The organism is Paraburkholderia sp. EG286B (genome assembly GCF_040965655.1).
Classification (GTDB): Bacteria; Pseudomonadota; Gammaproteobacteria; order Burkholderiales; family Burkholderiaceae; genus Paraburkholderia.
Window position 1 is genome coordinate 357,918 of sequence record NZ_JBFRCF010000002.1, and the last position, 18,126, is coordinate 376,043.

At 65.3% G+C, this 18,126-nt stretch carries 17 protein-coding genes; 1 reads left to right on the forward strand and 16 read right to left on the reverse strand.

Features of this window, described 5'->3' with window-relative positions; translation table 11 throughout:
* Positions 1–38 precede the first annotated feature (38 nt).
* The 8 genes from der to ndk form a co-directional block, all read right to left on the reverse strand.
* Entirely contained in the window at positions 39–1,376 is a 1,338-nt protein-coding gene (der, locus tag AB4Y42_RS04990) for a ribosome biogenesis GTPase Der (RefSeq protein ID WP_324160615.1), read from the reverse strand.
* A gap of 336 nt (positions 1,377–1,712) precedes the next feature.
* Positions 1,713–2,858: an outer membrane protein assembly factor BamB gene (gene bamB / locus AB4Y42_RS04995; protein ID WP_368686192.1), complete on the reverse strand. Its 1,146-nt coding sequence runs from the start codon at positions 2,856–2,858 to the stop codon at positions 1,713–1,715.
* An 87-nt stretch (positions 2,859–2,945) separates the two neighbouring features.
* On the reverse strand, positions 2,946–3,575 hold the full coding sequence (locus tag AB4Y42_RS05000; protein ID WP_368686193.1) for a YfgM family protein: 630 nt from the start codon (positions 3,573–3,575) through the stop codon (positions 2,946–2,948).
* A 90-nt stretch (positions 3,576–3,665) separates the two neighbouring features.
* Positions 3,666–5,003 carry a histidine--tRNA ligase gene (gene hisS / locus AB4Y42_RS05005; protein WP_368686194.1) on the reverse strand — a complete coding sequence of 446 codons (1,338 nt, stop codon included), beginning with the start codon at positions 5,001–5,003 and terminating at the stop codon, positions 3,666–3,668.
* A gap of 85 nt (positions 5,004–5,088) precedes the next feature.
* Positions 5,089–6,408, reverse strand: a complete 1,320-nt coding sequence (ispG, locus tag AB4Y42_RS05010; protein ID WP_321925303.1) for a flavodoxin-dependent (E)-4-hydroxy-3-methylbut-2-enyl-diphosphate synthase — start codon at positions 6,406–6,408, stop codon at positions 5,089–5,091.
* Positions 6,409–6,520: 112 nt separating this feature from the next.
* Entirely contained in the window at positions 6,521–7,711 is a 1,191-nt protein-coding gene (locus tag AB4Y42_RS05015) for a helix-turn-helix domain-containing protein (RefSeq protein WP_368693543.1), read from the reverse strand.
* Between the two features lie 201 nt (positions 7,712–7,912).
* On the reverse strand, positions 7,913–9,076 hold the full coding sequence (gene rlmN, locus AB4Y42_RS05020; RefSeq protein ID WP_342925028.1) for a 23S rRNA (adenine(2503)-C(2))-methyltransferase RlmN: 1,164 nt from the start codon (positions 9,074–9,076) through the stop codon (positions 7,913–7,915).
* A gap of 147 nt (positions 9,077–9,223) precedes the next feature.
* Complete coding sequence (gene ndk / locus AB4Y42_RS05025; protein WP_133181406.1) at positions 9,224–9,649, reverse strand: nucleoside-diphosphate kinase; 426 nt, start codon at positions 9,647–9,649, stop codon at positions 9,224–9,226.
* A gap of 303 nt (positions 9,650–9,952) precedes the next feature.
* Between ndk and AB4Y42_RS05030 the strand changes: the two genes are divergently transcribed.
* A complete protein-coding gene (locus AB4Y42_RS05030; protein WP_342925027.1) occupies positions 9,953–10,651 on the forward strand; it encodes a Bax inhibitor-1/YccA family protein in 699 nt (232 codons plus the stop codon).
* 121 nt (positions 10,652–10,772) lie between these two features.
* Here AB4Y42_RS05030 and AB4Y42_RS05035 read toward each other — a convergent pair whose 3' ends face one another.
* The 8 genes from AB4Y42_RS05035 to AB4Y42_RS05070 form a co-directional block, all read right to left on the reverse strand.
* Complete coding sequence (locus AB4Y42_RS05035; protein WP_368686196.1) at positions 10,773–11,549, reverse strand: MBL fold metallo-hydrolase; 777 nt, start codon at positions 11,547–11,549, stop codon at positions 10,773–10,775.
* An 11-nt stretch (positions 11,550–11,560) separates the two neighbouring features.
* Positions 11,561–12,700, reverse strand: a complete 1,140-nt coding sequence (gene bamC / locus AB4Y42_RS05040; RefSeq protein WP_368686197.1) for an outer membrane protein assembly factor BamC — start codon at positions 12,698–12,700, stop codon at positions 11,561–11,563.
* A gap of 135 nt (positions 12,701–12,835) precedes the next feature.
* A complete protein-coding gene (dapA, locus tag AB4Y42_RS05045; protein WP_368693544.1) occupies positions 12,836–13,741 on the reverse strand; it encodes a 4-hydroxy-tetrahydrodipicolinate synthase in 906 nt (301 codons plus the stop codon).
* Between the two features lie 44 nt (positions 13,742–13,785).
* On the reverse strand, positions 13,786–14,418 hold the full coding sequence (locus AB4Y42_RS05050; RefSeq protein WP_368693545.1) for a class I SAM-dependent methyltransferase: 633 nt from the start codon (positions 14,416–14,418) through the stop codon (positions 13,786–13,788).
* Between the two features lie 8 nt (positions 14,419–14,426).
* Positions 14,427–15,629, reverse strand: a complete 1,203-nt coding sequence (locus AB4Y42_RS05055; protein ID WP_042264918.1) for a tryptophan--tRNA ligase — start codon at positions 15,627–15,629, stop codon at positions 14,427–14,429.
* A 4-nt stretch (positions 15,630–15,633) separates the two neighbouring features.
* Entirely contained in the window at positions 15,634–16,299 is a 666-nt protein-coding gene (locus tag AB4Y42_RS05060) for a site-2 protease family protein (RefSeq protein WP_233881344.1), read from the reverse strand.
* 72 nt (positions 16,300–16,371) lie between these two features.
* Positions 16,372–17,010, reverse strand: coding sequence for an L-threonylcarbamoyladenylate synthase (locus tag AB4Y42_RS05065; protein WP_368693546.1), 639 nt, complete (start codon positions 17,008–17,010; stop codon positions 16,372–16,374).
* A gap of 180 nt (positions 17,011–17,190) precedes the next feature.
* Positions 17,191–18,021 carry a 3',5'-nucleoside bisphosphate phosphatase gene (locus AB4Y42_RS05070; RefSeq protein ID WP_368686200.1) on the reverse strand — a complete coding sequence of 277 codons (831 nt, stop codon included), beginning with the start codon at positions 18,019–18,021 and terminating at the stop codon, positions 17,191–17,193.
* Positions 18,022–18,126: the final 105 nt, after the last annotated feature.

Consider the following 18,126-nt stretch of genomic DNA (forward strand, 5'->3'; position numbering starts at 1 on the left):
AGGCCTTTGCGGGGTAGCGAACGCTATTCAGCAACAGCCTAGTTTTTCTCAGTATAGGGATTCGTCGAGGAGCGAAACTCTATGCGCAATGGAGTGCCGGTGAGCGAGAAAGTTTCCCGGAAACGGTTCTCCAGATAGCGCTTGTAGGTCTCAGTCACGGCGTCGAGTGCGTTGCCGTGAATGACGATGATCGGCGGGTTCTGTCCCCCCTGGTGCGCGTAGCGCAGCTTCGGACGCACGGGGCCGCGGCGGCGCGGCTGCTGGAACTCCACGGCTTCGATGAGCGCGCGCGTGAGCTTCGGCGTGGGCAGTTTCGCCATGGCGGCGGCGTAGGCGTCGTCCACCGAGCGCATCAGCGGGCCGATACCGAACTTCTCGGTCGCCGAGATGAAGCGCATTTCCGCGAAGTCGAGGAACTTCAGCTTGCGCTGCAGGTGGTGCTTGGTGCGCTCGCGCGCGTGATCGTCCATGCCGTCCCACTTGTTCACGCCCACCACGAGCGCGCGGCCCTGCTCCACCACGAAGCCCGCGATATGCGCGTCCTGGTCGGAGATTTCCTGCTGCGCATCGAGCAGCAGAATCACGACGTTGGCGTCGGCGATCGACTGCAGCGTCTTCACCACCGAGAACTTCTCGATCGCTTCGAACACCTTGCCGCGGCGGCGCAGACCCGCCGTGTCGATCAGCGTGTACTTCTTGCCGTTGCGCTCAAAATCCACATAGATCGAATCGCGCGTCGTGCCCGGCATGTCGAATGCGATCACGCGGTCTTCGCCGATCAGCGTGTTGACGAGCGTCGACTTGCCTACGTTCGGGCGGCCGACGATCGCAATCTTGACGCCGTGCTTCGCGGCGTCCTCTTCGCTTTCTTCGGGCTGGTCGGCGTACGCCTTTTCGAGCGCCTCGTTGATCATTTCCGTCACGCCGTCGCCGTGCGCGGCGGAAATCGCGCGCGGGTCGCCGAGACCGAGTTCGTAGAAGTCGGCGGCCACGGCGCTGTACTTCATGCCTTCGGCCTTGTTGACGACGAGGAAGATCGGCCGGCCGGTCTTGCGCAGGTAGTCGGCGATGTGCTTGTCCTGCGGTGCCAGGCCATTGCGGCCGTCGCAGATGAACACGACGATATCGGCTTCTTCCACGGCCTGGCGCGTCTGGCGAGCCATCTCGTGCAGGATGCCGTCCTTGGCGACCGGCTCGAAGCCGCCGGTGTCGACCACGAGATACGGGCGATCGCCCGTGCGCCCTTCACCGTAGTGACGGTCGCGCGTGAGGCCGGGCAGGTCGGCCACCAGCGCATCGCGCGAACGCGTGAGCCGGTTGAACAGCGTGGATTTCCCCACATTGGGGCGCCCGACGAGGGCGATTACGGGTTTCATCTGATCTTTTCTACAGTAAGGCGCGGCGCCGGCGAGTCCGGCGCGCTGCGCGGCAAACCCCGCGCCTGCGGGGCTGCATCAGTTGCAAATTATCACGAAATTCACGGACCGGGCCGTGGCCCCGAGCCGAAAGCGCGGCGCGACCGGGGCGGGACGCCGCGCAACCGCCGGGTGGCGGTAACGGTGAACGGCGGGGTCGTGCACGCCGCATTCCTAAAACGGGCACGGCCGGCTTCAGCCGGCCAGCGGGCAAGGCGTCGGAACCTGCGGGCTCCAGCGCCTCATGCACCTGCATCCATCCGCGCGACGCTCGTGAGGCGCCGCCGCAGACGACGCTTAATGCGGACGCAGACCGTACAGGTCGCCGTCCTTCGTCTGCACGACAAGGGTGTTGCCAGCGAGCACCGGCGCGGCCGCGATCGGGCTGCCGTCGGTCTTCACGCGCGAGACGAAGCTGCCGTCGTCGAGCGAGAGGAAATGCACGTAGCCCTGAAAATCGCCGAGCACGACCGCGTGGCCCAGCACGGCGGGCACGCTCACGTCGCGGCTCTTGAGCTTCTCGTTCGTCCAGGTCGGCTCGCCCGTCGACACGCTGAAGGCCTTCACGACCGACCAGTCGTCGCCGCCCACCACCGTGGTTTCATCCTGCGCGATGCCGCTCGTGCTCGAGAACGGCTTTTGCCACATCGGACGACCGGAATTGGCGTCGAAACAGCCAAGCTGGCCCTGGAACGTGACCGCGCAGGTCGTGGCTCCGACCAGCGTGGGCGGACCGCTCACGTCGTTGATGCGCTCGACTTCCGTCACGCCCTTCGGGTACGAGACCGGCGTTTCCCAGAAGGCGTCGCCGCTTTGCAGGTTGATCGCCGCGAACGAGCCGCCCGGGAACCCGGCCAGCACGGCCTGTTCGCCCGCGAACGTCATGCCGGCCGAAACGCGCAGGTTCAGCGGCACGGCGCGGTTGCGGTAGATCCACTTCTGCTCGCCCGTCTGGCCGTTGAAGGCGACGATCTGGCCGTCGATCGTGCGCACGATCACGAGGCCGTTGCCGACGAGCGGCGGCGAGATGATCTCGCCCGGCGCCTTGGCCTGCCACGAGAGCTTGCCATTCGAGTCGAGCACGTAGACGTCACCCTTCAGGCCGCCGACTGCCGTGAGATTGCCGTCGCTGCCCACGCCCGCCGAGAGGTCGTCCTTGAGCTTGGTGCGCCAGACGTCCTTGCCCGATGCGGCGTCGATCTTCGCGACCGAGCCGTTCTCGCCCGCCGCGTAGACGGCGTCGCCCACGGCGACCGGCGCGAACAGATAGCGGCCCGCCTTGCCGACACTCGACTTCCACACCTGCTGGACGTCCAGCGCCGGCTTGAATTCGGTCAGCGGCACCGGCACGCGGCGCACGTCTTTCGTCGATGAGCAGGCTGCGAGAGCCAGGACGGTCATCGCGAGCGCGACGGGCACAACGGTTCGTTTCAGCAGATTCATCGGTGAACGACGCATGAATGAAGTTGGTTTGAATGGTTTCGCAACGCGGCGCGCACGTCCGGCACACTTCGCAATTTAGCCAGCGATTCAGCCGCCGAGCGCATCCAGCTTGAACTGAATCAGCTGACGCTCGGAAGCGTCGCTCTTCGGCAGGCTGTCGAGGGCCAGCTTGTAGGCAGCGCGCGCGTCGTCGCGCTTGCCGGCCGCGGCCAGCAGATCGCCGCGACCGTCGGCTACGATGCCCTTGAACGGACCCGAATCGGGTTGCGGAATCAGCGCGAGGCCCTGATCGTAGGCCTTTTCGTCGAGCAGGAGCGAAGCGAGACGCAGCTTTGCGATCTGGCGGAATTCGTCGTCCTTGGCGTGGTCGGCGGCCCATTGCAGCTGTGCCTTCGCGCCGGCCGTGTCGCCCGCCATATAGAGCGCCTTGGCCACGCCGAGCGCCGTCATCTGCGCGTACGCCGTGCTGCCGAAGCGATCTTCCATGTCGGACGCCACGCGCGTGAGCATGGCCTTGTCGCTGCTGTTCGCGGCCTGCTGCACCTGGTCGTACAGCACGGCGGCTTCGGCCGCCTCGCGGCGCTGCCAGAAGTTCCAGCCGTTCCACGCTGCGAGCGCGAGCAGAACGATCAGCACGACCCACGTAGTGGCGTTACCCCACTGCCCCCACCATGCCTTGAAGCTCTCGATCGATTCCTGTTCGTCGTGGTAACTCATCGCGTAGCGATTCCTCGTTTATTCTGAAGCCTGTTTTCGAATGCGCAGCGACCTGGGCAGCCCCACCGGGCGGCCCCTTGGGCGGCCCTGTTAGTCGTCGCCGTCTTCGGCGGATGCAACCATCGCATTGATCAGATATTCGGTCAAGTCCTCAAGCGCTACCGTTTGTTGCTCGCTGCGGGCCTCCGCAGCCGTGCCGCGCAGCGCCTTCACACCGGCCTCGCCCCTGGCCACTTCGTCCTCGCCGAGCACGACGGCAAAGGCCGCGCCGCTGGCATCCGCGCGCTTCATCTGCGACTTGAAGCTCGCGCTCTGACCGTCGGCGCTGCAATGCAAGATCACGTCGAGACCCGTATCGCGCAGACGCTCCGCCACGATGAACGCCTGCTCGCGCGCGGCTTCGCCCTGGTGGACAACGTAGACGTCGCAACCATCTTCTTCCGGCACGAGGTCCTCTTCCTTGAGCAGTTCGAGAATGCGCTCGATGCCCATGGCCCAGCCGCACGCTGCCGTCGGCTTGCCGCCCAGCTGCTCGATCAGCGGATCGTAACGACCGCCCGCCGCGACGGTGCCCTGCGCGCCGAGCTTGTCGGTCACCCACTCGAACACGGTCAGATTGTAGTAATCGAGACCACGCACGAGACGCGGGTTGATCTTGAACGGGATGTTGTTCGACTTGAGAATGCGCTGCAGCCCGTCGAAGTGCGCACGCGATTCTTCGCCGAGGAAGTCGATCAGCTTCGGCGCCTTGTCCGCGATCTCCTGCAGCGCGGGATTCTTCGTGTCGAGCACGCGCAGCGGGTTCGTGTAGAGGCGGCGCTTGCCGTCTTCGTCGAGCAGCTCGACGTGCTGCTCGAGATACTTGATGAGCTCGACGCGATGCGCCGCACGTTCTTCGGCCACGCCGAGCGAGTTGATCTCGAGCTTGATGCCGGTGAGGCCGAGGTCGTCCCAGAGGCGTTGGCACATCAGGATGATTTCAGCGTCCGCATCGGGGCCCGCGAAACCGAGCGCTTCGACGCCCACCTGATGGAACTGGCGATAGCGGCCGCGCTGCGGACGCTCGTGACGGAACATCGGGCCGATGTACCACAGGCGCTTCGGACCGTCGTAGAGCATGTTGTGCTCGATCGACGCGCGCACGGCGGCCGCCGTGCCTTCCGGGCGCAGCGTGAGGTTCTCGCCGTTGAGCGCGTCGGTGAAGCTGTACATCTCCTTCTCGACGATGTCGGTCACTTCTCCGATGCCGCGCGTGAATAGTTGCGTGTGCTCGACGATCGGCGTGCGGATATTTTGATAGCCGTACGAACGAAGCAGCGACTTCACCGTGGTTTCGAAGAATTCCCACAGCCCTGCCTCCTGCGGCAGGATGTCGTTCATGCCCTTCACGCCCGAGAGCTTTTCGGGCTTGCGTTTTTGTTCAGTCATTGCGTTGCGAATTGGCTTTATGCGGTTGTGCGTATCGAGCGACAAGCGGGCTACATGCGAACTACAAACGGATCGACCCGCCTGCTCAGTTCGTCGCTTCGGCCTTGCCGTACTTGCGCGCGACGTAGTCGCTCACGATCTGCTGGAATTCTTCGGCGATGTGCTCGCCGCGCAGCGTCTTCACCTTCTCGCCGTCGATGAAGACCGGCGCCGCGGGGTTCTCGCCCGAGCCCGGCAGGCTGATGCCGATGTTCGCGTGCTTCGACTCGCCCGGGCCGTTCACGATGCAGCCCATCACGGCAACGTTCATCGTCTCGACGCCCGGATACTCGTCGCGCCACAGCGGCATCTGCGCGCGCAGATAGCCCTGGATCTGCGAAGCCAGTTCCTGGAACAGCGTGCTGGTCGTGCGGCCGCAGCCGGGGCACGCGATGACCATCGGCGTGAACGAGCGCAGGCCCATGGTCTGCAGGATTTCCTGGCCGACCACGACTTCGCCCGTGCGCGCACCGCCCGGTTCCGGCGTGAGCGAGATGCGGATCGTGTCGCCGATGCCCTGCTGCAGCAGCACGGAAAGCGCCGCCGTCGACGCGACGATGCCCTTCGAGCCCATGCCCGCTTCCGTCAGGCCCAGGTGCAGCGCGAAATCGCAACGCTTCGCGAGTTCCTGGTAGACCGCGATCAGGTCCTGCACGCCGCTCACCTTGCACGACAGGATGATCTTGTCGCGGCCGAGGCCGAGTTCGACGGCTCGTTCCGCCGAGCCGATGGCCGACTGAATGAGCGCTTCGTACATCACGCTCTGCGCTTCCCATGGCTCCTTGCGCGCGCCGTTCTCGTCCATCATGCGCGCGAGCAGGTCCTGGTCGAGGCTGCCCCAGTTCACGCCGATACGCACCGGCTTGTCGTACTTGATGGCCGCTTCGATCATCTGCGCGTACTGCGTGTCGCGCTTCGCGCCCTGGCCCACGTTGCCCGGGTTGATGCGGTACTTCGACAGCGACTCGGCGCAGGCGGGATAGTCGCGCAGCAGCAGGTGGCCGTTGTAGTGGAAGTCGCCGACGAGCGGCACCATCACGCCCATGCGGTCGAGCTGCTCGCGGATATGCGGCACGGCCGCTGCCGCTTCCGGCGTGTTGACCGTGATACGCACGAGCTCCGAACCCGCCTGCGCGAGTTCCTTGATCTGGATCGCGGTGCCGATGGGGTCCGCGGTGTCGGTGTTGGTCATCGACTGCACGCGCACCGGCGCGTCGCCGCCGATCGTCACCAGCTGGCCGCCCCAGCGCACATGCACGGCATGCGACTTGCGGCGCGGCGCGTGGCCGCCGAGAACCGGCTCGTTCGAGCAGATCTGACTGTTGCTGGTCGAGGATTGCGTTTCGCTTTGCATCGAAAAACCCATTTACGCCTCACGCGCACTAGCGCCGGCTAGCCGGCGGCGGCACTGCGTGAATTGAAAAAGCGTCGCGGCCGGCAATGAGACTTGCCAGGCCGCGACGCATGCCATGTCTTGATCAGGGCAGCACGAAGCGCGCGACATTGCCACGCGCCGACGCGTACTTCGACGTGTCGACCGGCTGGCCGTCGATGGTCATCGACTCGATGCCGGCCTTGTTGCCCACGGTGACCTTGAGCGGCTCGGTGCCGCTGATCTCACGCGCGTCGCTGCCGTGGATCAGCCCCGAGAAAACTTCCTTGCCATCTTTCTGGCGCACATTGACCCAGGTGTCCTGCGTCACGCGGATCGCGAACGTCGAGGTATCGGCGCCGTTGTCGGCTGCCGCGGCCTGCGCTGCCGCTGCGGCCGGCGCGCTCGCCGCCTGGGCGCGCGCAGCGCTTGCCGCGTTGGCAACGGCCGCCGCCGGTGCGGCGCTTGCAGCGGCAGGCTTCGCGGCCTGCGGCGCCGGTTGCGTCGCTTGCGGCGCGGGTTGCGCAGCTTGAGGCGCAGGTTGCGCAGCTTGCGGTGCGCTCGCCGCAGCGCCTTGATCGGGCGCCGCGTTGGCGTTGTCGCCCGCATCGTTTGCGTCAGCCGTCTGCGGCGCTGCGGACTGATCCGCGCCCTGGGCGTCCGATGCATCTGCGCTGCCGGTTGCAACGCCCTGCTGGACCGTCGGCGACGATGCGCCCGTCTGCACACTCGCGCCGTTCGCCATCGCCTTCAGGCGCGCAAACCAGGCCGACGATTCGCCACTGTTCGTGTGCCACATGGAAATCGCGAGCACCGCGATAACGATGATCGCCACGCCCCACAACCACGAAGCGCGGCGGCGCGGAGCCCGCGCGCCACTGCCGCCGAGCGAGAGCGAGACGCGGCCGCGCGGCAGATCGGAGCCCGCCGAAGCCGGCATCGACAGATCCGGCTGCGCCATGCCGCGCTCGCGGCGCAGCGCCTGCGTGAACGGCGCGGAATCGGTACCGAGCAGCTTCGCGTAGGCACGCACCACGCCGAGCGCGAACGTCGTGTCCGGCAGGTGGCTGATATCGCCCGCTTCGAGTTCGCGCAGCTTCGACACCGACACCTTCAGGCGTGCCGAGACATCTTCGATCGCCCAACCCTTGGCCTCGCGCAGCTGCGCAAGACGCGCGCCGGCCGCGGCCATCGTGTCGGGCACTGCCTGCACCGGCGAAGGTGTGGCGCCCGGCGCCGAACGACCTGCGTTGCTGTCAGTTCCGTCTGTCCCGAAAGGGTGCTGCGGCTCGCTCATCCCAAAGTCCTTGCGTCGATTCTTTTCAATACTGGAACCGGTTGGGCGCGTCCCGCCCCGCCTCTACCCGATTCGCAGACCGTTTATAACAAAATGTGCGGCCAGTGTGCCGCTTCCGATCGCTTCTGCAACGTTTCTTTTACTACCGCCCACGGCCGCGCGTTTCCCCCGCACGCGGCCATCGGCCCTCCTGATGCCGGTTCAGTGCTGAACCGGCCGTACTTCGATGACCTTGCCCGCGGCCCGGCCCGTGCGCTCAGCAAGGCGCGTGCGGTCCTTCACTTCGCCGGCGAGCTGCCCGCAGGCCGCGTCGATGTCGTCGCCGCGCGTCTTGCGCACGGTCGTGACGACGCCCGCATCCATGAGGATCTGCGCGAAGCGCTTGATCTGGTCCGATTTCGAGCGCAGCAAGCCCGACTCGGGGAACGGATTGAACGGGATCAGATTGAATTTGCATGGCACGTCACGCGTCACGGCGAGCAACTGGCGTGCGTGCTCTTCCGTGTCGTTGACGCCGTCGAGCATGCAGTACTCGAACGTGATGAAGTCGCGCGGCGCCACTTCCAGGTAACGCTGGCACGCCGCCATCAACTCGCGCAGCGGGTACTTGCGGTTGAGCGGCACGAGTTCGTCGCGCAGCGCGTCGTTCGGTGCGTGCAAGGAAACGGCGAGCGCCACGGGCAGCTCGGCGCCGAGACGATCCATCATCGGCACGACGCCCGACGTAGAGAGCGTGACGCGCCGGCGTGACAGGCCGTAGGCGTTGTCGTCGAGCATCAGGCGCATGGCGGGCACGACCGCGTCGTAGTTCAGCAGCGGCTCGCCCATCCCCATCATCACGACGTTCGTGATGACGCGTTCGCCCTTGCCGTCACCGCCGGTCGCACGGCCTCCAGCCTCGCCCAGAAGCGAGGCGCGCAGGGCGAATTCCGCCATGCGCAGCTGGCCGATGATCTCGGCGGTGGTGAGATTGCGTGAAAAACCTTGCTTGCCGGTGGAGCAAAACCGGCAGTTGACCGCGCATCCCGCCTGCGACGACACGCACAGCGTGCCGCGGTTGTCTTCGGGGATGAACACGGTTTCGACCGCGTTGCCGTTGCCGACGTCCACGAGCCACTTGCGCGTGCCGTCGGAGGAAACGTTGTCGCTGATGATGCCTGGCATGCCGATGGTGGCGCGCCCTTTGAGCTTCTCGCGCAGCGATTTGGCGAGATCCGTCATGCCGTCGAAGTCGGCGGCGTTGTACTGATGGATCCAGCGCTGAAGCTGTTTGGCGCGAAACGGCTTCTCGCCCAGGCTCTCGCAATAGGCGACGAGCCCTTGGGCGTCGAGATCGAGAAGGTTGACGGTGGAACTGCTCGTCATGTCGAATCCTGCCATTTCAGTGCGAGAGCGCGCTCACCGCCCGCGCTGCCCGGCTGCCTGCGCACTTGCGCGGCATCGGGAACTGGACGGTGAGCGTCATCGCCGTTCGCGACCCTATGCTACTACTGCAGTCAGCTCGCGCCGTGCTTAGCGCGAGTAGACGTTGACTTGCGGGAAGAAGAACGCGACTTCCACGGCTGCCGTTTCAGCGGCGTCCGAGCCGTGCACGGCGTTCGCGTCGATGCTGTCGGCGAAGTCGGCGCGGATCGTGCCCTTCTCAGCCTTCTTCGGATCGGTTGCGCCCATCAGATCGCGGTGCTTCAGGATAGCGTTCTCGCCTTCCAGAACCTGAATCACGACCGGACCCGAGATCATGAAATCGACGAGGTCCTTGAAGAACGGGCGCGCTGCGTGAACAGCATAGAACTTCTCAGCGTCGGCGCGCGAGAGGTGAACCATGCGGGAGGCAATGATCTTCAGGCCAGCGTTTTCGAAGCGGCTGTAGATCTGGCCGATCACGTTCTTCGCCACTGCGTCCGGCTTGATAATCGACAGGGTGCGTTCGATCGCCATAAAAACTCCAGAAAATTAAGAGGTTACAGATTCAAATGAATCCGCAATTGTAGCATGTTCCCATGTATGATTGCGATTGAACCCTCATAGCCCGGCAAACCGGGGCAAATGAGCGCAAGCCGGGCACATGCACTGCGCTGCCGTACCATTCAGAGAGGCTTAAGATTGGCGGCATACGCTGTGGAAACATAACGGAAACTGTGTGGCAACCCGTTGAAACTCTGGGTCGGCGCACTTATCTTATGGGGGAGCGGACCGCGCACCTGCGCGCCCTCACCCACGCGTCTCACGCAAGGAGAAAGCATGAACGAGTATCCCTATAACTTCGGCCGCGGCGGCAGCGTCACCTCGGCGGAGACCCGCAACCGCGTACTGCGCAACACCTACTGGCTGCTCGCGCTGTCGATGGTGCCGACGGTGCTCGGCGCGTGGGTGGGCGTCGCGACCGGCTTCTCGCTTTTTGCCGCTACCAGCCCGGCCATGAGCCTGCTCGCGTTCTTCGCGATCGCCTTCGGTTTCATGTTCGCCATCGAGCGCACCAAGAACAGCTCGATCGGCGTGTTCGTGCTGCTCGGCTTCACGTTCTTCATGGGCCTGATGCTCTCGCGCCTGCTGTCGTTCGTCCTCGGCTTTTCGAACGGCCCACAGCTCATCATGCTAGCGTTCGGCGGCACCGGCATCATTTTCACCGCCATGGCCACCATCGCCACGGTCAGCAAGCGCGACTTCTCGGGCCTCGGCAAGTGGCTCTTCATGGGCGTGATCGTGATCCTGCTGGCCGGCGTCGCGAACATGTTCCTGCAGCTGCCCGCGCTGATGCTCACGGTTTCGGTGCTCGCCATCGCGATCTTCTCGGCCTACATGCTGTTCGACGTGCAGCGCGTCGTGAACGGCGGCGAGACGAACTACATCTCGGCCACGCTCGCGATCTATCTGGACCTGTATAACGTGTTCACGAACCTGCTGGCCATCCTCGGCATCTTCGGCGGCAATCGTAACTAAAGTCTAATCAAAGCTTGGCGGGGCCGGATCGATGGATTCCCGCCTCAGCAAGCAAAAAGCCCATGACTTTCGTCATGGGCTTTTTTCGTCTATTCGTTTGGCCGCGTCGCGGGCGCGGGACTCAGAGCGCAATCCAGTCGAAACCCTCGGCTTGCGAAGCGACCCCGATCTGCGTCGCGGCATTTCCCAGAATCGCAGCCATCGCCGCGCGCGCAAGCTCCGGCGTGTTGTTCTGCTGGCTCAGGTGCGCGGCGATCAAATGCCGCAGCTTCGCGCGATCGAGCCCCGCGAGGATACCGCCGGCCGCCTCGTTGTTCAGATGGCCATGCGACCCACCGATGCGCGCCTTGAGCGAAGCCGGATAACGGCTCGCCGCGAGCATCTCGAGGTCGTGGTTGCATTCGAGCACCAGTGCGTCACAGCCGCTCAGCACGTTGCTGATATGCGAGGTCGACTCGCCGACGTCGGTCAGTACGCCAAGCCGGCTCGCGCCGTCGCTGAACACGAACTGCAGCGGCTCGCGCGCGTCGTGCGGCACCGTGTAGGGCAATACGCCGAGTTCGCCGATCTCGACCGTCTCGTCGCCCCACAAGACGTTGAGTTCGACGCCTGCGGCGTCGTCGGCGCCCACGGCCTGCGCCGTGCCCCAGCTCATGTAAAGCGGAATCGACCAGCGGCGCGCGAGCGTGAGCGCGCTGCCGACGTGATCGCTGTGTTCGTGGGTGATGAGAATCGCCGTTAGCGCGTCGGCGGCCAGCCCCGCGCGGGCGAGGCGCCGCTCGACTTCCTTCGCTGAGAATCCGCAGTCGAGCAGCACGCGCGTGGGCGTCGTGCCGCTGCCTGCTTCTACGACCAGTGCGTTACCCTCGCTGCCGCTGCCGAGGCTCGCAAATCGCATATCAGCGCACGTTAGTTCAGCTGCGCGTGGAGCGCGGAGACGATACGCTGTGCGTCCGACGAGGTGTCGACGCGGCCGCTCTGGTCGACCACGGCAACCTGGGTCGAATTGCCCGTCGAGCGCACGGCTACGCGGTATTCCGGACCCTGATCCTTCGTGGCCTTCTTCGGGTTGTAGAAAAGCTTGCCGAGCAGGCCGTCACCCTTGAGCTCCTGCATCGAATCGGCGTAGCGCACGAAGTAGAGGCCCTTCTCGCGGTCGCGATTGTCGACCGTAAAGTTCGTGCGGTCGAGCGCGAGGCCCACACGCAGCCACGCGGTGTCGAACGCTTCGGGCAAGTCGAGCGTCGTGCCGTCAGGACCGGCGGCGACCTTGACGCCAGCCGTCGACGGGCGCGCATCGGTCAGCAGTTGCTTGGACTGCGCGTCGGTCAGGCCGAACTTCTGCATGATCTTGGCGAGGAAGGCGGCTTCGAGTGCCGGGTCGCGCGGACGCTCGACCCACTTCGACCCCGTCTTGTCCTGCCCCGTCAGCACTTCTTCCATGGCGTTATGCGTGACGGAAATGTCCGTTTGACCGTCCGGGCCACGCGAGACCAGCACGCGGAAGCGGTCGCGCGTGCCCGACGAGTACGCGAAGTCGATCACGCGGCCGATCGTGCGGCGGAACCAGTCGTCCGGAATGTTGGCGCGGTTCTCGGCCCAGTCGGTCGTCATGATGCCCGTGGACGGCGAATCGGTCGTCAGCGTGAAGCCATTTTCCGTCCAGAATTCCTGCAGCTGCGGCCAGACGTCGTCAGGCGAGCGGCCGTCCACCACGAGCCAGCGGCGGTCGCCGTCGCGCTCCACGTGCATGCCGAACGGGTCCTGCGCATCCGGCACGCCGAGCGTGGCGTTGCCGGCCGGCATGACCGTGCGCTGAGCGGAGCCGCCAAGCGTGATCGTGGGCGGCGGCGCGACGTACTTCTGGTCGTTCGGCGCCGACGACAGATCCTGCGGCACATTCAGCGGCGGCGCGGTCGGCGTGTCCTTGTAGTTGACGCGATCGGACGCGAACATGTCGTTCAGCGACTCGCAACCTGCGAGCGACCCGAGGGCAAGCGCCAGCACCGCCATGCGGGTTGCGTGGAGGGAAAAAGCGGAACGTTTCATGTGGGCCTTCGTGATACGGGAACGCTAAGCCTTGCTCTTCGAGACGGTGGACCGAGGTCGGTCCGAGGTCTTTCAGTGATTGGGCGGCTGGGCCGTGGCGGCGTCGGTTGATAAATCGGCGGCTGGCTGATCGGATCAGCCAGCCAGACCGGCTTCGCGCAGCGCGGCGCGCACCACGTCGTGGTAGCGCGCGTCGAGCGGCGTGAGCGGCAGTCGGATGCCGCCTTCGATGCGGCCGAGTTCCTGCAGCGCCCACTTCACCGGAATCGGATTCGATTCGATGAACAGGTTCTTGTGCAGCGACAACAGCTTCATATGGATCGCACGCGCCGTTTTCGCGTCGCCTGCGAGCGCGGCCTTGCACAGGTCGCTCATCTGGCGCGGCGCAACGTTCGCGGTCACCGAAATATTGCCGTGGCCGCCAAGCAGCATCAGCGCGATCGCCGTGGGATCGTCGCCGCTGAAAATCTTGAAGCCTTTCGGCGCATGCTTGATGAGGTGCGCGGCGCGGTCGATGTTACCCGTCGCTTCTTTCACCGCGATGATGCCCGGCACTTCGGCCAGACGCAGGATGGTCTCGTTCGCCATGTCCGCGACCGTACGGCCCGGCACGTTGTAGAGGATGACGGGCAGGTCCACGTCCTCCGCGATCTTCGCGAAGTGGCGGTACATGCCTTCCTGGGTCGGCTTGTTGTAATAGGGCACGACCTGGAGCGACGCCTGTGCGCCCACTTCCTTCGCGTGCTTCGTGAGTTCGATCGCCTCGGCGGTGGAATTGCCACCGGCGCCCGCGATGATCGGCATACGGCCGGCAGCGTGCTCGACCGCCGTCTTGATCATCAGGATGTGTTCTTCGACGTCCAGCGTGGCGGACTCCCCGCTCGTACCGACGACGACGAGGGCATCCGTCCCCTCTTCCACGTGCCAGTCGATCAGTTTGCGGAATGCCGGCAGGTCGAGACTGCCGTCCCTATGCATGGGGGTGACGATCGCGGGAATGCTGCCTTGCAGCGTAATGCCGTCCTGAGTGCCGTTAGCCATGAAACGCCAGAAAAATGAGTCGGTTAAACCGCGATTGTAGCGGATTAGCCGGTCAGATCGTAACGCGTTACGGGTAGGCCCTGGTTCTCAGGTACATTACTGGCTCTTTCGAGGGACACTGAGGTCGTTTTTTCCCGTACCGCGCAGATGCGCTGAATATACGCCTCACGCGGTTCCGAAAGAAATCCGTCCTGATAGGCGATTACCCGCAGCGCAGGCGTACAGACGGCCAATAACTCGCCCGGAGCGAGCAGGAAAGCGGGGTTCGATGGCTTTCCGACGGTCTCGTTGCCTTGCGCGAAGGTTTCGTAAATCAGGACGCCGCCCGGCGCCAGCGCCTCAATGAGACGGGGCATGAGCGGGCGATGCAGGTAGTTCGTGACGACGACGGCCGCGAAGCGGGCGTCCGCTGCGAGCGGCCAGGGCGCGCCTTCGAGGTCGCACTCTAACGTCGCGACACCCGCTACGTCATGCAACGTGGCGAGCGCGGCGGCGTCGCGATCGAGCGCCGTTACCGGGTGCCCCTGGCTGGCCAGCCAGCGCGTGTGCCGGCCCGCGCCGGAAGCCACGTCGAGCACCGTGCCGCCGGGCGCGATGAGGTGCGCCCAGCGGCGCACCCAGCGCGACGGCTCGGAAAGCCCATGGGCGTGCGAACCGGCGGCAGGCGTCGACGTCATCGGCTCGATCAGCTGTACGAGAGGCCCATGGCCTCGCGCACGTCGCGCATCGTCTCGTTGGCGAACTTGCGCGCCTTGTCGCAACCGTCCGCGACGATTGCACGCAGCAGCGACGGGTCGTCCATGTACTTCTGAGCGCGCTCGAGCATGGGCTGCTGCTCGCGCAGGATGCCCTCGATCACGGGCTGCTTGCACTCCAGACAGCCGATGCCGGCCGAACGGCAGCCCTTCTGCACCCAGTCGTGCGTCTGCTCGTCGGTGTAGACCTGGTGGAGCTGCCACACCGGGCACTTGTCCGGATCGCCCGGATCGGTGCGGCGCACGCGCGCGGGGTCGGTCGGCATGGTGCGGACCTTTTTCGTGATCGACTCGGCGTCTTCGCGCAGGCCGATGGTGTTGCCGTACGACTTCGACATCTTCTGGCCGTCGAGACCCGGCATGCGCGAGGCTTCCGTGAGCAGCACCTGCGGCTCCGGCAGGATGATCTTGCGCGAGCCTTCGAGGTAGCCAAAGAGGCGCTCGCGATCGCTCATCGAAAGGCTTTGCGACTCCGAAAGCATCGCGCGGGCCTGTTCGAGCGCCTCTTCATTGCCTTCCTGCTGATAGGCGTTGCGCAGCTCGTGGTAGAGCTTCGAGCGCTTGCCACCCAGCTTCTTCGCCGCATCGTTGGCCTTCTCTTCGAAGCCCGGCTCGCGGCCGTACATGTAGTTGAAGCGGCGGGCCATTTCGCGCGCCATTTCGACGTGTGGCACCTGATCCTCGCCCACCGGCACGAGCGACGCACGGTACAGCAGGATGTCGGCGGCCATCAGCACCGGATAGCCGAGGAAGCCGTAGGTACCGAGGTCCTTGTCGCGCAGCTTCTCGATCTGCTCCTTGTAGGTCGGCACGCGTTCGAGCCAGGACAGCGGCGTGCTCATGCCGAGCAGCAGCGCGAGTTCGGCGTGCTCGGGCACGCGGCTCTGGATGAAGAGCGTGGCCTGGTTCGGGTCGATGCCCGAGGCGAGCCAGTCGATCAGCACGTCCCAGACGTTCTTCTCGATGACATCCGGCGTTTCGTAGTGCGTGGTGAGCGCATGCCAGTCGACCACGCAGAAGAAGCACGGATACTCGGACTGCAGGCGCACCCAGTTTTTCAGCACGCCGTGATAGTGGCCGAGGTGCAGCGACCCGGTGGGCCGCATGCCGGAGAAGATACGGTCTGGGAACATGATGTTATGAAAAGAGCGACACAAGTGGGGTAAGGATGGCCGTGACCGCGTCGTAACCTAGACTCACGAGCGGGCGCAGCCAGAATCGCGTGAAGATGCCACTCACGAGCAACCCCATCACGATGATGAAACCATAGGGCTCGATACGGGCGAGCGCAATGCTTGCGCGCGTGGGCAGGAGCGCCCCGAGCACGCGGCCGCCGTCGAGCGGCGGCAGCGGAAAGAGGTTCAGCACGCCGAGCACGAGATTCACGCCCACGCCGGCGGCGGCCATGCGCGTGAAGAACGGCTCGTCCACGCCGAGCACCGCGAGCCCCACGCCGAACACGCCCCATACGATGGCCTGCACGAAGTTGCACAGCGGTCCGGCCGCCGCGACCCACAGCGTGCCCCAGCGCGGATTGCGCAGATTGCTGAAGGCGATCGGCACGGGCTTCGCGTAACCGAACACGAACGCGCCGTTCGTCAGGAAATAGAGCACGAGCGGCATGGCGATCGTGCCGATCGGGTCGATGTGGCGCATCGGGTTGAACGAGACGCGCCCGAGCACATACGCGGTGTTGTCGCCGAGCATGCGCGCGACGTAGCCGTGCGCGGCTTCGTGCAGCGTGATCGCGAAGATCACGGGCAAGGCGTAGACGACGATCGTCTGAATCAGATTGGCTTCCATGGCGGGCTATTGTATCAATGCGTCAATGCGCTCAGGCCACGGTCATGCCGCGTTCATGCCGCGCAGGTCTCATCACGCCTCTTCTTCTTCGATGCCGAACGGCGCCAGCGAACCCCGCCCCGGCCGCACGAGCACTGGCTCCTCGCCCGTGAGATCGATCACGGTGGACGGCTCGCACGGGCACGCCCCGCCGTCGATCACGAGATCGACGTGTTTCTCGAGGCGCTCGCGAATCTCCTCGGGGTCGTTGAGCGGCTCGGTGTCGGGCGGCAGGATCAGCGTGGTGGCCAGCAGCGGCTCGCCCAGTTCTTCGAGAATCGCCAGCGGAATCGGATGACCGGGCACGCGCAGGCCGATGGTCTTGCGCGACGGATGCGAGAGACGCCGGGGCACTTCCTTCGTCGCCACCAGCACGAACACATATGGCCCCGGCGTCACCGACTTGATGAGCCGGTATTGGCGGTTGTCGACCATGGCGAAGTTTGCGAGTTCGGACAGATCCCGCACCATCAGCGAGAGCAGCGCCTTCTCGTCGAGCCCGCGGATGCGCCGCAGACGTTCGGCCGCGTGCTTGTCGTCGATGCGCGCGGCGAGCGCGTAGCTCGAATCGGTCGGCAATGCGATCACACCGCCGTCGCGGATGATCTCCACCGCCTGCTTGACGAGACGCGGCTGCGGGTTTTCTGGGTGAAGCCGAAAGAACTGGGACATGGCAGTAATCAGCTGACGAATGGCGATGAAAACAGCGGGCGATGAAAGCAGCGGGACGATGCGCGAGAACGGCAGGCGACTGCACGTAGTTACCACGAAGCGACGACAAAGCGGGATTGACCGGCGCGAAACGCCTTGCAGCAAACGGGCGGGATCAGTGGGCCGCGCGCCGTGCGCGGCCTACAGCCATCGCTCCCAGACAGGCTTGAGGTCGGAAGGCAAAGGCGGCAGCGTGCCGGGCTCGATCGCGTCGGGCCCGGGCGCATGGAAGTCGGAGCCGCGCGACGCCTCGAAGCCAAAGCGCCGCGCAACGGCCGCGTACTCGCCATACTGGTCGGGCGTATGGCTACCGGTGACGACTTCGATGGCCTTGCCGCCCAGATCGAGGAATTCGCCGAAGAGCGTGTCGAATTCGAGCTGGGTGTAAGCATAGCGGCCCGGATGCGCGATGATCGCCTCGCCGCCCGCCGCCTTGATCCACGCAACGGCGTCGGCGAGCTTGGCCCAGCGGTGCGCAACGTAACCGGGCTTGCCTTCGCCGAGCCAGCGCGAAAACGCGTCCTGGGTGTTCTGCGCACGGCCGCTCTCGACGAGAAAGCGAGCGAAATGGGTGCGCGAGACCAGGTCGGGATTCGAGACGTACTGGAACGCGCCTTCGTACGCGTCGGGAATGCCGAGTTCGCCGAGCCGCTCGCCAATCGCTTCGGCGCGCGCCGCGCGGCCGTCACGCGTGCGCGCGAGCCCGTCGACGAGCGCGGCGCACTCCGGGTCCACATGCAAACCGACGATGTGCACCGTACGCGACGCCCAGGTGACCGAGATCTCGACGCCGCTCAGATAGCGCATGCCGAGCGCCTCGGCCGCCTCGCGCGCTTCGCGCTGGCCGCCGAGCACGTCGTGATCGGTGAGCGCCCACAAGCCCACGCCACCCGCTTTCGCCAGCTGCGCGACGGCAGCCGGGGCCAGTTGCCCGTCGGAGACAGTGGAGTGACAGTGGAGATCGGCGTTCATTGGATGCGTGAAAAGGATGAACGTCCATTTTACTGCAACGCAGTGAAGTCGTCGGGCGGCGCCTCGTGCCTCGCCGCCACCCGAATTCGCACTCGAAGTGCCTTG